Source organism: Mycobacterium sp. (genome assembly GCF_004298145.1).
GTDB lineage: Bacteria > Actinomycetota > Actinomycetes > Mycobacteriales > Mycobacteriaceae > Mycobacterium.
In genome coordinates, this window is record NZ_SCRH01000045.1 from 74,825 (window position 1) to 88,855 (window position 14,031).

Annotated in this window: 11 protein-coding genes; 8 read left to right on the forward strand and 3 right to left on the reverse strand. The window is 64.1% G+C overall.

Features of this window, described 5'->3' with window-relative positions:
• Positions 1–134 precede the first annotated feature (134 nt).
• From EPN51_RS18070 to EPN51_RS18085, 4 genes are all read left to right on the forward strand, one after another.
• A complete protein-coding gene (locus tag EPN51_RS18070; protein WP_293045235.1) occupies positions 135–1,649 on the forward strand; it encodes a PEP-utilizing enzyme in 1,515 nt (504 codons plus the stop codon).
• Positions 1,646–2,536, forward strand: coding sequence for a hypothetical protein (locus EPN51_RS18075; protein WP_293045020.1), 891 nt, complete (start codon positions 1,646–1,648; stop codon positions 2,534–2,536). Before EPN51_RS18070 ends, EPN51_RS18075 begins: the two co-directional genes overlap by 4 nt.
• 11 nt (positions 2,537–2,547) lie before the next feature.
• Entirely contained in the window at positions 2,548–4,173 is a 1,626-nt protein-coding gene (locus EPN51_RS18080) for a PEP-utilizing enzyme (protein ID WP_293045022.1), read from the forward strand.
• 243 nt (positions 4,174–4,416) lie between these two features.
• Positions 4,417–7,272: an MMPL family transporter gene (locus tag EPN51_RS18085; RefSeq protein ID WP_293045024.1), complete on the forward strand. Its 2,856-nt coding sequence runs from the start codon at positions 4,417–4,419 to the stop codon at positions 7,270–7,272.
• A 41-nt stretch (positions 7,273–7,313) separates the two neighbouring features.
• Here EPN51_RS18085 and EPN51_RS18090 read toward each other — a convergent pair whose 3' ends face one another.
• Both EPN51_RS18090 and EPN51_RS18095 read right to left on the reverse strand, forming a co-directional pair.
• Positions 7,314–8,912, reverse strand: coding sequence for a PEP-utilizing enzyme (locus tag EPN51_RS18090; RefSeq protein WP_293045026.1), 1,599 nt, complete (start codon positions 8,910–8,912; stop codon positions 7,314–7,316).
• A gap of 68 nt (positions 8,913–8,980) precedes the next feature.
• Positions 8,981–9,199 carry a hypothetical protein gene (locus EPN51_RS18095; RefSeq protein ID WP_293045027.1) on the reverse strand — a complete coding sequence of 73 codons (219 nt, stop codon included), beginning with the start codon at positions 9,197–9,199 and terminating at the stop codon, positions 8,981–8,983.
• Here EPN51_RS18095 and EPN51_RS18100 point away from each other — a divergent pair.
• The gene (locus EPN51_RS18100; protein WP_293045029.1) at positions 9,198–9,827 is read left to right on the forward strand and encodes a hypothetical protein; all 630 of its coding nucleotides are present in this window, start codon (positions 9,198–9,200) and stop codon (positions 9,825–9,827) included. The genes EPN51_RS18095 and EPN51_RS18100 overlap by 2 nt on opposite strands.
• A gap of 157 nt (positions 9,828–9,984) precedes the next feature.
• Here EPN51_RS18100 and EPN51_RS18105 read toward each other — a convergent pair whose 3' ends face one another.
• Entirely contained in the window at positions 9,985–10,593 is a 609-nt protein-coding gene (locus EPN51_RS18105; RefSeq protein WP_293045031.1) for a TetR/AcrR family transcriptional regulator, read from the reverse strand.
• Positions 10,594–10,709: 116 nt separating this feature from the next.
• Here EPN51_RS18105 and EPN51_RS18110 point away from each other — a divergent pair, with 116 nt between their 5' ends.
• From EPN51_RS18110 to EPN51_RS18120, 3 genes are read left to right on the forward strand one after another with little or no spacing between them, the layout of a single operon-like run.
• Entirely contained in the window at positions 10,710–11,813 is a 1,104-nt protein-coding gene (locus EPN51_RS18110) for a TIGR03857 family LLM class F420-dependent oxidoreductase (RefSeq protein ID WP_293045033.1), read from the forward strand.
• Positions 11,810–13,054: a cytochrome P450 gene (locus tag EPN51_RS18115; RefSeq protein WP_293045035.1), complete on the forward strand. Its 1,245-nt coding sequence runs from the start codon at positions 11,810–11,812 to the stop codon at positions 13,052–13,054. Before EPN51_RS18110 ends, EPN51_RS18115 begins: the two co-directional genes overlap by 4 nt.
• A complete protein-coding gene (locus EPN51_RS18120; RefSeq protein ID WP_293045037.1) occupies positions 13,051–14,025 on the forward strand; it encodes a hypothetical protein in 975 nt (324 codons plus the stop codon). The genes EPN51_RS18115 and EPN51_RS18120 overlap by 4 nt, the downstream gene beginning before the upstream one ends.
• Positions 14,026–14,031 lie beyond the last annotated feature (6 nt).

A 14,031-nucleotide genomic window follows, 5' to 3' on the forward strand; every position in this document is an offset into this window, starting at 1 on the left:
CCTGTTGATCGGCCTGTTCGCGGGAGGATTCGATGCGGGAAGTGGCAGACGCCCCCGCGTCTGCTCTGCACGCGATATCGCCTCCCGACGCGTCGTGGAGTTCGATCAACCTGGCGGAGGCCGTTCCCGGTGTGATGACGCCACTGTGCGCGAGCGTGTGGGTTCCGGCCAGTGAGCTCGGATTGCGGGCACCGTTCGCGGCGATGGGCGTGCTGCCGGCAAGACAGGTGGCCATTCCGGGGGACGCCGACCAACGCATCACGGGCGCGTTTTATGGCCGCATGGCCGTGCGGGTCGATTTCCTCTGCGAGATGGGTGATCTGATACCCGGCCAGACGGGTGAGGCGTTGTCACGCGACTTTTTCGGATTTGTTCCCGAGGACTTCGTCAGTCGCCCGTCGATGCGCCGCCTGCCCTGGATCGCCGCGCGCTACCCGCGGACGCTGCTGCAAATCGCGCGCCGGATGGATCGACTGCGCGCCGACACCGATGCGTGGTGGCGCACGGAGATAAGCCGTGTCGGGTCGCTGTCCGACGAGCAGACCCGAGCGCTATTGACGGATGCGGTTGCTCGCTTCGACGAGACACTGGCAGCGCAAGCGGTGGTCAGCGCGTGCGCCATCCAGCCGCTGCATGAGCAGTTGACGAACCTGGCCGCGCGAGCCGGTGTGGACAGCACCGACTTGTTGCGCGGGCATGGCTCCCACGAGGAGGCTCACGTGCTGGCCGATTTGTGGGCGGTCTCGCGCGCCCGCCTCGATATGGCAGGCTTTCTGCGCCGCCACGGTTACCACTGCGCCGGGGAGGGCGAGGTGGCCAGCGTGGCGTGGCGGGAAAATCCCGCCCCCGTGCACAAGATTGTGGCGCGGTATCGCGCTATGGGCGATGCGGCCGCACCGAACGACGATCCTGCCGCCCAGCGTCGGGCGGGCAAGTCTGCCGAGGCCCGTTTCTATGCGGCGTTCGGAAGACTGGAGAGGCTCAAGGCGCGCCTGGTGCTGCGGTTGGCCCGGCGATTTCTGCCGTTGCGCGGTGTCGGGAAAGTGTCGTACCTGCAAAGTCTGGATGTCATTCGCGCCTGCGCGCGGCAGCTGGGCGACCAGCTCGTCGCCGGGCATCGGCTCGGCGACCGTGATGACGCGTTTTTCCTCACCGCGGAGGAGCTTGGCCGTGATCCGCGGGGCGACCTGAAACCTCTTGTCGCTCAGCGGCGAGCATTGCGCGATGAGTATCTTGGCCTCGATGTCCCATCATGGTGGACAGGTCAGCCACAACCGGTCGTCAAGACCGGCAACGACGGGGAGACGATCACGTCGCTATCCGGCGTCGGCGTCTCCGGGGGAGTCATCGAGGGTCGGGCGGTAGTCGTCGACCAACCGGCCGACGCCGAAATCGACGACGGTGATGTTCTCGTCGCACACACCACCGATCCGTCCTGGGTGTCCCTGATGTTTTTAGCCAGCGGACTTGTCGTCGATATCGGCGGCATGATGAGCCACGCCGCCGTGGTCGCCCGCGAACTCGGCATTCCTTGCGTCATGAACACCGGCCGCGGCACCACCGCACTACACACCGGCGACGTGATCCGTATCGACGGCGCCGCCGGCACCGTCGAAATCATGCAACGAATAGGAGCAGCAAGCCGATGACCGTCGCTGAGATTGCCGACACCTGGGGACCTTTGGCCGAGCCCATCCACCCCGACGCCGCGGGCCCGGCCGACCCCGTGTGGAAAGACAATGCCTACCTTTCATTCTGGGACACCGCGAACGAGGTGTTCGGCACATTCCATGTCTCGACATCGCCGAATGGCACGGGGGCCCGGCGGGCCCGGTGCAGCGTCACGGTCAAGGGCAAGGTTTTGGAGATCATCGAAGACCTGCCGCCGGGCAGCTTCGCCAGCGCGTCGATCGACTTCGGTCTGAATGGTGTGATAACGGTGCGGCATCCGCGGTTGCGGACCGATCTGGTCAACGTCCCGCTGTTCGCGCCCGCCGACTATGCGGCGGGCGGGGTGGTTCCCGAGCTGGTCCCGGGCAAACCGCTTCAGCATTTCCAGCAGGCTTGTGAAATCACCGGCACGCTGGTGCTCGACGGTGTCGAGTCGGAGGTGCGGGCACGCGGTATGCGTGATCGCACCTGGGGTTTCCGTGACGAATCGGCGCAATGGATCGAGTACGCGGGTCTGGTGGCGGTTTTCGGTGACATCTTCATCACGGTGATGAAGTTTCTGGGCGCGGACGGCATACTGCGATCCGACGGATTCCTCATCGACGCGGACCGATCACGCACGATTGCCGACGTCACTTTCGGGCGCGACGCCGCGGGGCAGTTCCGGCTGGCCAGGCTGCGCGACACCGGCGGCGGTGCGAGGCTGGTGACCCTCTCGTCGCGACTGGCCGGATTCTTCGTCCCGATGGGCGCAGACTCGGAGGGGCCCTCGTTTGGGACCTATGACGACTTCATGTCGCTGGAATGCGAAGGCAGCTCCGGCGCAGGCTTTTTCGAGCAGGGCATCCTGCACCGAGTGCACTGATCGCGTCGCCGATGAGTAGTCGATTTGTCGTTGCGCGGCAGCTGGACAATCCCGAGATCGATCCTGCGCTGACCTGGACGACGGGCAATGTCGCCGAGGCCTTCCCCGGCGTCTTCACCACGTTCGGATACACGTTCATCGAAGAGCCCATGGAGATGGCGTTCCGGAAGATGTTCGTCCGCCTCGGGGTGTACAAGGCCAGCGAGATCTATCTGCCCGAGCGCGCCGAGGACATGTGCTGGACCTTGTTCGATGGCCGAGCCGCCGCCAATATCAACAAGTTTCGTGACATTGCCGGCCTGATGCCGGGAACCTCAGCGTCCGCGGTTGAACAGCAACTGTTCGGTTACGCGCGCCCCGATACCGTCGACAACAATTCGCGGCGACGTTATCCCTCGATCATCGCAAAGGCGCCGTTGCTGGTGGCCACCCTGCCGCGGGCCCACGACAACATGGTCGCCGACCTACGCTCCTGGCGGCTCGACGCGCTGGCACGTATCGAGGGATTGGACCGCGCCGGATGCCTGGCTTTGCTGGACGAATCGCGTGCGCACTTCGAGAAGATCATGATCCTGCACCTGGTGGTGGCGCTGGTCAGCTCGGGATTGGCCGAGCGGGTCACCGCAATGCTGGCTCGGCTCAATCACCCGGAGCTGGAAACCGCGGTGCTGTCCGGCGTGGGTGCCGACGAGAATCAGGTCGCCGCCGACCTTTGGGCCCTCGCGCACGACCGGATTACCTTGCGCGGCTTCACTGATCGCCACGGCTACCACGGGCGCGAGGAGGGCCAGCTCGCTGGCGTGTCATGGCGTGAGGATCCCTCGCCCATCCTGGCGCGGCTGGACGACTACCGATCGATCGACGCCGACCATCCGCGGGCACCACACCGGCGTAGCGCTGCGCAGCTGGTGGCGCGGCGCCAGGCAATGGCGCGGGTGAGGGCCGCCGCGCCCGTGTTACAGCGGCCCATCGTGGACGCCACGATACGGGCCGCGGCGCGTTTTCTGGCCCTGCGCGAGCACGGTAAGGCCGGCTACCTGATGACATTCGACGTGGCCCGCTCTTGCGTGCGACGGTTGGGTGCGGACCTGGTGGCGGCCGGATCGCTGTCGCAACCCGACGACGTCTTTCACCTCAGTTATGGCGCCCTGCACAGCGGCCGCCAGGGCGACGAACTGAGCATGATCGACCGTCGGCGCGAGCGATTCGCGGAGCGCCAGTCGCGCCGGTTGCCGCAAGCCTGGGCGGGCCGGCCGCAAATCACCACGGTGCAGGACCTTGCTACCCACGACAGCACCGGTCCGTTAACGGGCGTTGCCGCCAGCCCCGGCGTGGTCACCGGACGAGCACGGGTGGTGCAGGACCCGGCAACCACCGAACTGGACGAGGGCGACATCCTGGTATGCGAGACCACCGATCCCAGCTGGGTGGCATTGTTCCTGGTCGCTGGGGCCGTCGTGACCGATCATGGGGGCTTGTTGAGCCACGGTCCAATTGTGGCCCGGGAACTCGGTATTCCCTGCGTGTGTGGCACCGAAGTCGGAAGCCGGCGGATCCGGGACGGTCAGCTGATCCGGGTGGACGGCGACGCCGGCCGGGTGGAAATTGTGGAACCGGCCGTGAAAGCGTCACGCTAAATCTGAGTTTGCTAGGGGGTTGGCCGAAAGCTGGACCCTACGGCAAAGCCTGTGGTAGAAACCATCCACCGTGTTTTTAACCGTACTTAAATCGTTCTGTTGCTCGGGGGTGCTCGTGGTGCTGCCCCGAAAGTTGATCTGCGCTTGCCGCGGCGTTGGAACTCAACAGTTTCGGCGATTCGGGGTTGGACAGTGACACTTGTGTCGAACCGCACGTCGACGGCATCCGAGACGAGTATGGATGTGAAACGACCGTTCCTGCCCCGGCTGATCCGGTGGCTTGCGGTGCCGATCATCATCGGCTGGGTCGCGCTGACCGTCGTCGTGAACATGGTTGCGCCCCAGCTCGAGGTGGTCGGGGAGCGGCACGCGGCGCCGATGGCCCCCATGGATGCGCCATCGATGAAAGCGATGATGCGCTTGGGGCACAACTTCAAGGAATTCGACTCCAACAGCACGGTCACGATCGTCCTGGAGGGCCAGCAGGAACTCGGCGCGGCGGCCCACCGCTATTACGACAGCATCATTAATCAGTTGAAGCAAGATCCCGAGCATGTGCAACACATTCAGGACTTCTGGAGCGATCGGCTGACGGCGGCCGGAGTCCAAAGTGCCGATGGCAAGGGCGCTTACGTGATGTTGAACCTCGCCGGTGAGCAAGGCACCACGTTGGCGAACGAGTCCGTCGAGGCAGTGCGCAATATCGTGGATCGGATGCCGGCACCGCCCGGGGTGAAGGCTTATGTCACCGGCTCGACGGCGCACAGCTATGACGAGTACGTGATCGGCAACGCAAGCATCAACAAAATCACTGCGTTCACCCTCGGTGCGATCGCGATCATGTTGTTTCTGGTGTACCGCTCGGTCGCCACCACCCTGATCCAGCTTTTCGTGACACTGATCGAGTTAGCGGTGTCTCGGGGTGTCATCGCGGTGCTCGGCAATTACGACTTGATGGAGCTCGCGGTATTCGCGACGTCTCTCCTGACGATGTTGGCCATCGCGGCCGGAACCGATTACGGGATATTCCTGATCGGACGTTATCGAGAGGCGCGCGCGGCCGGTGAGGATCGCGAGGCTGCCTATTACACCACCTTTCACGGCGTCACTCCCGTCGTGTTGGGTTCGGGTCTGACGATCGCCGGGGCGTCGTATTGTCTTACCTTTACGCGGTTGCCCTGGTTCACCACGATGGGGGTCCCGGTTGCAATAGGGATGATCGTCGTCGTCGCCGCGGCGCTGACCCTAGGGCCGGCCGTCCTTGTGGTGGCCACCAAATTTGGCCTGTTAGAGCCCAACTTGGCGCGTCAGGGTCGACTATGGCGGCGGGTCGGTACCGCCGTCGTACGCTGGCCCGCGCCGATTCTGGCCGTCAGCGGGGTGACCGTTCTGGTCGGCATGATCGGATTGCCCGGATACAAGACGCTGTACAGCGAGCGCTACTACTTGCCGGACAGCACTCCGGGCAACGTCGGATACGCGGCTGCGCAGCGGCATTTTTCGGAGGGGCGGCTCAACCCCGACATGTTGATGATCGAGGCCGACCACGACATGCGCAACCCCGCCGACATGCTGGTGCTGGACAGAGTGACCAAAAACGTGCTGCGCGTCCAGGGCATCGTGATGGTGCAAGGCATCACCCGGCCCCTGGGAATTCCGATCGAGCACAGCTCGATACCGTTTATGAACAGCATGCAAAGCCAGACGACCATGCAAAACATGGGGTTTTTGAAAGACCGGATGGCCGACATCCTGAAGATGGCCGACGAGCAGCAGGTCACGATCGACTACATGCAGCGGCTGTACGACATCACGAAGCGGCTGTCCGACGTGACGCACGATACGGCCCGCGACACCGCGGAAACGGCGGCCATTACCGATGAATTGCGGGATCACATCGCAGATTTCGACGACCTCGTGCGGCCGATCCGCAGCTACCTGTATTGGGATAAGCACTGCTTCAACATCCCGGTCTGCTGGTCGTTCCGGTCCATCTTCGATGCCTTCGACGGAGTCGACCAGCTCGATCAGAAGCTGCACGAACTGACAAACGAGATAAGGCGCACCGACACCCTCACCCACGAAATGGCCGAGCTGCTGCCGCCGATGCTGGCCAGCATGAAAACGACTCGCGGGCTAACCCTGGCGGCGCACAGCACCTTCCAGGCGATGATCAGCCAGATGGAGGCGATGAGCAACACCGGCATCGCCATGGGGCAGAGTTTTGACGCCGCCAGAAACGACGACTTCTTTTATCTGCCACCGGAGGCCTTCGACAACGCGGAATTTCAGCGGGGCCTGAGGATGTTCTTGTCACCGGACGGCAAGTCCGCGCGTTTCTTCATCAACCATGAGGGAGATCCCGCTACACCGGAAGGCATTTCGCGAGTTGATGCGGAGCGAACCGCGGCACAGCAGGGCCTGAAGCAATCCTCCTTGGCGGGTGCGAAAGTTTACCTCGGCGGTACGGCCGCGACCTATAAGGACATGCACGACGGCAACACCTACGACCTGATGATCACCGCGGTGGCCTCGCTCACCCTGATCTTCATGATCATGCTGGTGCTGACTCGAAGCCTCGTCGCCGCGTTCGTCATTGTCGGCACCGCCGCGAGTTCAATAGCGGCGTCCATCGGACTCTCCGTGCTCATCTGGCAGGATCTCTTCGGTATCAGGCTCCACTTTTCCGTCATGCTTTTCGCGCTTATCATCTTGCTCGCCGTCGGATCCGACTACAACCTGCTACTGGTCCACCGCATCAGGCACGAGATCCACGCTGGGCTCAAGACCGGCACCATCCGGGCGATGGCCGGCACCGGTTCGGTGGTCACCTCTGCCGGCCTGGTATTCGCCTTCACGATGGCCTCGATGCTGGGCAGCGACGACCGCATCGTAGCCCAGATGGGTGCCACCATCGCATTGGGTCTACTGCTCGACACCCTGATCGTCCGAACGTTGTTCATGCCCTCGATCGCTACCTTGCTGGGCCGCTGGTTCTGGTGGCCGCAAATTGTCCATCCGCGCGGCACCGACAATGTGCGTCGATCATCATCGCGGTCCGCCGACGTGCAGAGGCAGCCAATGCTGGTGCGGCAGTGAGTATTTCCAGTGCATCATGTCGCACGGTGCCGATGGGACTTTTACCCGACAGGCATCGAGACCCGTTCGAGTAGCTCGACTGTGCCGGCGGCGCCGTCGACGCGGACGCGGTCCCCGTCGCGGAGTAGTTCCGTGCCATGGCGGGTGTTGACCACGGCGGGGATGCCCAATTCACGGGCGACCACGGCCGCATGGCTGACGATTCCGCCGATATCGACGACGAGTGCTGCCGAGACGAACATGATCGACGCCCAGCTCGGGTCGGTGGTGTGACTGACCAAGATTTCGCCCGGTTCCACTTCGGCGAAGCTGGGATCGGTCACAATTCGGACCGTGCCCTCGACCTGACCGCCGCTCGCGGCCACGCCTGAGATCACGTCACCGATAGCGGCGCGGCAGGTGTCGGCGTCAACGGGATCCGGTGTGCCGCGCCATGAATGGGGCAATCGGATGCGCCGGTAGTCCTCGCGGCGGCCCCTTCGGGTCGCAACCAGGTCCCGGGCGTCTGAGGGCAGCCCCGAGCGCAGTTCCGCCAGCGTGAGGTAGAAGATGTCTTCCGGATCGTCAAGGCGGCCTGCGTCGGAATACAACCTTCCGAGTCGGCGAGCCGCGGCCCGCGTCACATCGAGCGACTGAACGAAAGCGGCTTTGCCTACGCCGCGCATGGGCAGTGTCCGGGTCGCCAAAGTCAGGATGGCGCGGGCCGCCGCCCGGTGTGTGCGTGGTAGCGCCCGGATCACCTCACGCTGCATCTGCGGCAGTTGCGCGCGCAGCTGCGCGTTGTGAGCGATCGGGTCTTCGTCGTCGCCCCGCTCGGCATATGCGACGACCATGCGCCGCAACGGTTCCGGATCCTCGCGCCACACCCTGCTGGCCACCTCACCCTCCAGCGGCCCGTGATATCCGTGTTCGGCGACGACCTCGTCGATGCCGATCTCACCACGCGACGCGCGCCAGAGATCCTCGACGATGCGCATCTCTGCTCCGCCGGTGCCGCTGAGGGTGCCGAGGTCGCCGACGCCGGCGCGGGCCACCAACACTGTGAGTGCGTGTGTCACCGGCGTGGTGGCGGCGAACAGCACCAATCCTTGTTGGGTGACCAGGTGACGGTATCGGGTGGCACCGTCGATCAATGTGGCGCGTGCGGTCGCCTCGTCGGCGGTTGCGACGGCGGAGACGCTGCGCTTCCACCATTCTTTCGTGGGCTCGGAAAGCGCGCGCATCTCGCGGATCGCGCGGCGAGCCGCGATGGGCATCTTGGCGGCGATGATGGGGTAGCGCCTGCGGGTGGGCGTGAACGTCATGGTGTCGGGCACCCGACCGAGAACTCCGGTGATGGCGTCGGGCCCGGTCGTCCCGGGCATGCGATCGCCGACCGTGCCGAGCCACTCCATGCACATCGCTATGCGGCCGAGGAAGATTCGGATCACGGGCTCTGTGATCGGGCCACCGCAGTCGCGCTCCGCGCGGGTGAGAATCCCTATTCGAAAGAACATTTCGCGATTAGCCGGGTCGCTGCCGGACTCCCAGATGCTCCAGCCGAGCGGACTCGCGACGCCGGGCATGGCTTCGCCGACGTTGTCTGTCGTCCAGTGGGTCGTGGACGATCCCGGACAGTGAAGTGGGTCGGTGCCGGTCATGCTTGCCGAAGCTATCGCAATATTTTACGCTCGTAAAGTATGGGAACCGCGAGGGTGTGGCCGCTTGCTCAACCGATCCGGGGCGACGATCCGGGCGGCGACGCACCGTGGCGCGACAATGCCTTTCTGTCCTTCTGGGATCCGGCGCGGAATGTCTGCGGCACGTTGCACGTCTCCACATCACCCAACAGCGGAGGCAGAAGGGCGCGCTTGAGCTTGAGCGTCGACGGCCTGATGCGCGAGATCATCGAACCGCTCGAGCCGGGATCGTTCAGCAGCAGGAGCATGTCCTTCGACCTCGGATCCGGCCGCGCCGTGGCCGCCGCGCCGGGTATTGAGCTGGATTTGAAGACGGCTCCGCTCCTCGCGATCGCCGACTTCCGCTCCAAGGGCGTCATCCCGCGCATGGGCAGCGAACCGCTTCAGCACTTCCAGACCACCGTCGCAGTGTCCGGACACTGCCGGATCGAGGGACGCGAGACCGCGATCGACGGGCGGGGGATCCGTGACCGCACGTGGGGCCACCGAGACGAATCGGTCAACATCTCCGAATATGTCTGGGTCTTCGTGGCATTCGCGGACGTGTCGGTGACAGTGATGCGGTTCCTCGGAGACACGGAGCACGATGTTGTCGACGGTTTCGTGCTTGACAAGCATGGGTGCCGTCCGGTGCAGGGGATGGCGATCACCCGCGATGCCGCGGGGCTGTGCGCCGGCGCGACGCTGAAGCTGGCCGACGGCGAAGTGCTCGAATTGCGCTCGCAGGGCAGGCGCGCCGGTTTCTGGGTGCCGATGGGGGACGAGCGTGCCGGGCCGGCGATGAGCTGCTTCGACGAATTCGCGTCCTTCACCATGGCCGATGGCACCACGGGGTTCGGGCTCGCCGAACATGGTGTGGTGCGCAGGCTGTTCTGACATGTCGAGCGGTGACCACCACCAAGGCCGTGCGTGAGAGGAGACGAAGGCCGGCGCGCGATCCGGCGGCGGCCGACGCGATGATATGGTGCCCCACACAGTCGATTTCAATCGTCGACCGACTTCGCCGGTGCTATCGGGTCAGTGTCGCACCGGGCTAGGTTCCACCCAACCGGGATTTGCCGGACCGTTGGCGTCCATTGACGTCCTCGCGCAACGAGCGCATCATCATTTCCAGCCCCATATCGAAGGACGCCGGGGGGTCGGTGCGGCCCGGTTGCTTGGGCCGGAGCCGGTCCAGCAAGGTGTATCCCAGGATGTAACTGGTCAGTGAGCGCAACACGTCCGCGCTGTGGGCCTGTGACAGGCCCGCCTTGCGCAACGTTGTGATGAGGCCCTGGCGGAAATCGTCGAGCCGCACCATGTCGGCCTCTGCGATGATCAGCTCGACCACGCCGGGATGGCGTTTCAGCGTGTCGTGGAAATCGTGCATGGCGGCGCCAATCTGGTCGTCCCAGGCCAGGTTTGGGTCCAGATCGCTGGCAAGCGGCGCGAGCGCATGCCCGATCATCGCCGCGAGCAGATCGCCCTTGTCCGCGAAGTAGTGATAGGGGGCCATCGCGCTGATCCCCATCTGTCCGGCGAGTTTGCGCAGGTTCAATGCCGGAAGTCCCTCAGCGTCCACCAATTCCAGAGCGGCCTCGATCACCATTTCGCGGCTCAGCGTAGGTTTCGGGCCGCGACGGCGGCGCTCATCTGGGGTCATCGAGCTTTCCCTTTACAAGTGTAAGAATTAGTTTTACTGTACATACCGCGTCAAGGATCGCAGCGCCCCTTCCTCGGTGTGTGGATATGGGTGCCAAGTGGGTTGTCGAGGTGGCTATGACGATAAACGACGGTGTGATCGGCGAGGTCGCGGACGACCTGAGCGCCTACGTGATTTCGGGTGCGGTCGGAGCAGTACAGGGTGACGTCGACTACGAGTCAGATGTGCGAACGCCTGCCCTTGGGATCCAAGACGCCGTCGAAGCTGAGAAACTCGGATTCCGGGCCGTCTTCTTGTCCGAACGATGGGATATCAAGCAGGCTGATGTCATCCTCTCCGGCGCCGCAGCCCTGACATCACGCATCGAGTTGGGTACCGGGATGGTATGCCCACCAACGCGCCAGCCCTGGCTGATGGCGGCGTTTGCGGCGACGATGCAGGCCTGCTACGGCCCACGTTTCACGCTGGGGCTTGGCCGCGGTACCGATGCAATTTGGCATGACATGGGCCTGAAGATGCCGACGTATCGCGAAGTTGCCGACTACGTCGGCATCCTGCGGAGCTTGTGGCGCGGCGAGACGGTCGACTATGACGGACCGGTTGGCAGATTCCCGGCGCTGGCGTTCTCCGAGGTCGTGCCCGGTCCACAGCCGCCGGTGTGGTTCGGCACGTTCGCCCGGGCCAAAGGTGCCGCGTTGTTGGCTTCGTCGTTCGACGGGGTGCTGCTGCCACCCGTGCTGACTCCGGAGGCCACGTTCAAAGCGGTGGAACGCATCCGCATCGCCTGCGAACGAATTGGTAGGGATCCCAGAGAGATCCGGATCTGCCAAGCGGTCATTACCGCGCCCGGGCTGGACGACATCGAGACACGTTCGCTCGCGCACGGGCGGGCAGTGGGTTATCTGCAGTACCCGGGCTACGGCGAGACCCTGATCGAGGAGAACGGCTGGGACATGGAGGTGATTCACAAGCTGCGCGCGCATCGTCAACTGGCCGCCAACGAGAAGGTGGCGGACCGACTCTTCCACCGCCACCAGTTGTTGGAGCCCGCAAAACTGATCCCTGACGAGTACATGATCGACAGCTGCGCGATCGGCTCGGTGGACGAGTGCGTCAAGTCGTTACAGCAGTTCCGCGACGCCGGCGCCGACGAGATCGCCACCTACGGGAGCACTCCCGCTCAGAACGCCGAGTTGATCGAGGCCTGGAGGAACCGATGACCACACAGGACGACCAATACGTCTTCAACCCGCTCGACCCCGAGCTCGCCGTCGACCCGTTCCCGATCTTTGCGCGGTTGCGCGCGATCGATCCGGTGTTCCACGCCGAAGCGCTCGGCTCGTTCATCGTGACCGCACACGATCCGGCCTGGGAGCTGTTGGCGCGCAGGGACGGTGATCTCCGTTGGGAACAGTTCCAGCGAATGCGCCACGGTGATGGCGTGGTCGATGAACCGTATTTCACGATCATGGCCGACAGCGTCCTGATGAAGGCGGGCGAGGACCACACCCGGGTGCGTAGAACATTTCAGCGCAACTTCCGGCCGGGCCTGGTGGACAGCCTTCGACCGGCGATCGCCGATCGCGCCCACCAACTGATCGACGCATTCACCGATCCCGACGGCGGGCCGGGCCGGGTCGAACTGATGGCTGCCTATGGTTCGCCTCTGCCGCTGTCGGCCATCAGCCAGCTTCTGCACGTCCCGCATGAGGACGAGGCCAACATCCACGAGTGGATGCACGGGTTCAAACTCGGTATCCAAATGCTGCCGTTGGACGCCAATCAGCTGAAGGTCGCCAACGATTCGATGATCGCGCTGGATAACTACTTCCGCGGTCTGGTGGCCAAGCGGCGCGCCGAGCCAGAGGACGACTTGGTCAATAGCATGATCGCCGAAGCCGACGACGGCACGCTGACCGAAGACGAACTCATCGCCAACCTGTGGAGCATCTATGTCGGCGGCCACGACACCAGCGCGCTGTCCATCTGCAACGCGATGGCGACGCTGTTGGGCCACCCGGAGCAACTCGCCGCGCTCCAATCGGATATGTCGTTGCTGCCCAATGCGGTCCAGGAGATTCTGCGGCACGTCGGGACCGTGCACGGCACGCACCGGCTGCTGACCGAGGACATCGAGCTGGGCGGCCACCACATTCCTGCCGACACGCCGATCATGGTTTATCTGTCCGCGGCCAATCACGACGAAGGCTGGTGTCCGCACGCGGAGTCCTTCGACATCACCCGCGACGTGCCATCCGATCATCTCGCGTTCGGCCACGGCCCACACAAGTGTCCGGGACAGCACATGGCCCGTGCGGTGATCGGCATCGCCGTCGAGGCACTGCTTTCCCGGTTGCGTGGACTGCGGATCGAAGAGCTCGAGTGGGAGCGCGACGCGCTGCTGTTCCGTGGTCCCGAAAAGCTGGTGCTGGCCTGGGATTCGAGCCAGGCTCGAGCATGAGCGCATCGTTGGCCCCGCCGCAGGGACTGGAGCCGGAGCGCGAGTTCCCGGCGCAGAGTTATCCCGACAACATCCCCCTGTGGACCGAGAATTACTGCTTCGTCGCCTACGATCCCAGCAGCCAAGTGGGGTTGTGGACCCATCTCGGCCGCGCCCCTTTCGATTCCACGTTATGGCGCGAGCTGTCGATTGTGTACCTGCCCGACGGCGAACGACTCGTCAACAAGGGCTATGGCCGCGGCCAGACGCCGAGAGGCCCCGGGGGAGCGACCATGGCCTTCCAGTGTGTCGAGCCGTTCCGGCAGTGGCGGATGAGTCGTGACGGAGGCTCGATCCGGACCACGGTGGGCCAGCTGTATCACGGCATGGTCACCGACCAGCGCCACGAACGCGTCGGGTTCGATGTCACCCTGGACTGCTTTGGGGGAGTCTGGGATTGGGGCGAGGTCGAAGATGCCCACAAGTGGGGCAAACTGCACTACGAGCAGCTCGTCGGTGTCAAGGGCACGATCAGCATTGGGGGGCAGTCGATTCCGTTCGATGGCCAGGGCCTGCGTGATCACACCAGTGGCGCAAGGGACTTCACCACCTTCGCCAGCCACATCTGGTCCTGGGCGAATTTCCCCAGCGGCCGCGGATTTATTCTGCTGCACCTCGTGGTCAACGGTCAGTACCTGACTCGTGCTGTGGTCCAGGAGAACGGTACGTTGACCGCAGTAGACCTGCGTAATTCGCCGGTATTGACCGACCGTTCCCAACACGCTGATCCCTACGTGCTCGAGCTGGGCGAGCATCGGATCAACGCGGAGATCCTGCACCCATTCCCGAACGGTTTTGACGGCCCCAACGATATTTGCATCGGCTATGACCCGTCCGTCACGGCGACCGCGAACTTCGAGAACCTGTCGCGGTTCGAGTGGGACGGTGAAGTCGGCTACGGCCACACCGAGCGTTCAATCAAAATCGGGTAAAGACGC

Bases quoted from the DNA above. Each gene is read 5' to 3' on its own strand.
- EPN51_RS18080 (WP_293045022.1), top strand. From the start codon at position 2,548: ATGAGTAGTCGATTTGTCGTTGCGCGGCAGCTGGACAATCCCGAGATC.
- EPN51_RS18075 (WP_293045020.1), top strand. From the start codon at position 1,646: ATGACCGTCGCTGAGATTGCCGACACCTGGGGACCTTTGGCCGAGCCC.
- EPN51_RS18070 (WP_293045235.1), top strand. From the start codon at position 135: ATGACGCCACTGTGCGCGAGCGTGTGGGTTCCGGCCAGTGAGCTCGGA.
- EPN51_RS18115 (WP_293045035.1), top strand. From the start codon at position 11,810: ATGACCACACAGGACGACCAATACGTCTTCAACCCGCTCGACCCCGAG.
- EPN51_RS18105 (WP_293045031.1), bottom strand. From the start codon at position 10,593: ATGACCCCAGATGAGCGCCGCCGTCGCGGCCCGAAACCTACGCTGAGC.
- EPN51_RS18090 (WP_293045026.1), bottom strand. From the start codon at position 8,912: ATGACCGGCACCGACCCACTTCACTGTCCGGGATCGTCCACGACCCAC.
- EPN51_RS18110 (WP_293045033.1), top strand. From the start codon at position 10,710: ATGACGATAAACGACGGTGTGATCGGCGAGGTCGCGGACGACCTGAGC.
- EPN51_RS18100 (WP_293045029.1), top strand. From the start codon at position 9,198: ATGTCCTTCGACCTCGGATCCGGCCGCGCCGTGGCCGCCGCGCCGGGT.
- EPN51_RS18120 (WP_293045037.1), top strand. From the start codon at position 13,051: ATGAGCGCATCGTTGGCCCCGCCGCAGGGACTGGAGCCGGAGCGCGAG.
- EPN51_RS18095 (WP_293045027.1), bottom strand. From the start codon at position 9,199: ATGCTCCTGCTGCTGAACGATCCCGGCTCGAGCGGTTCGATGATCTCG.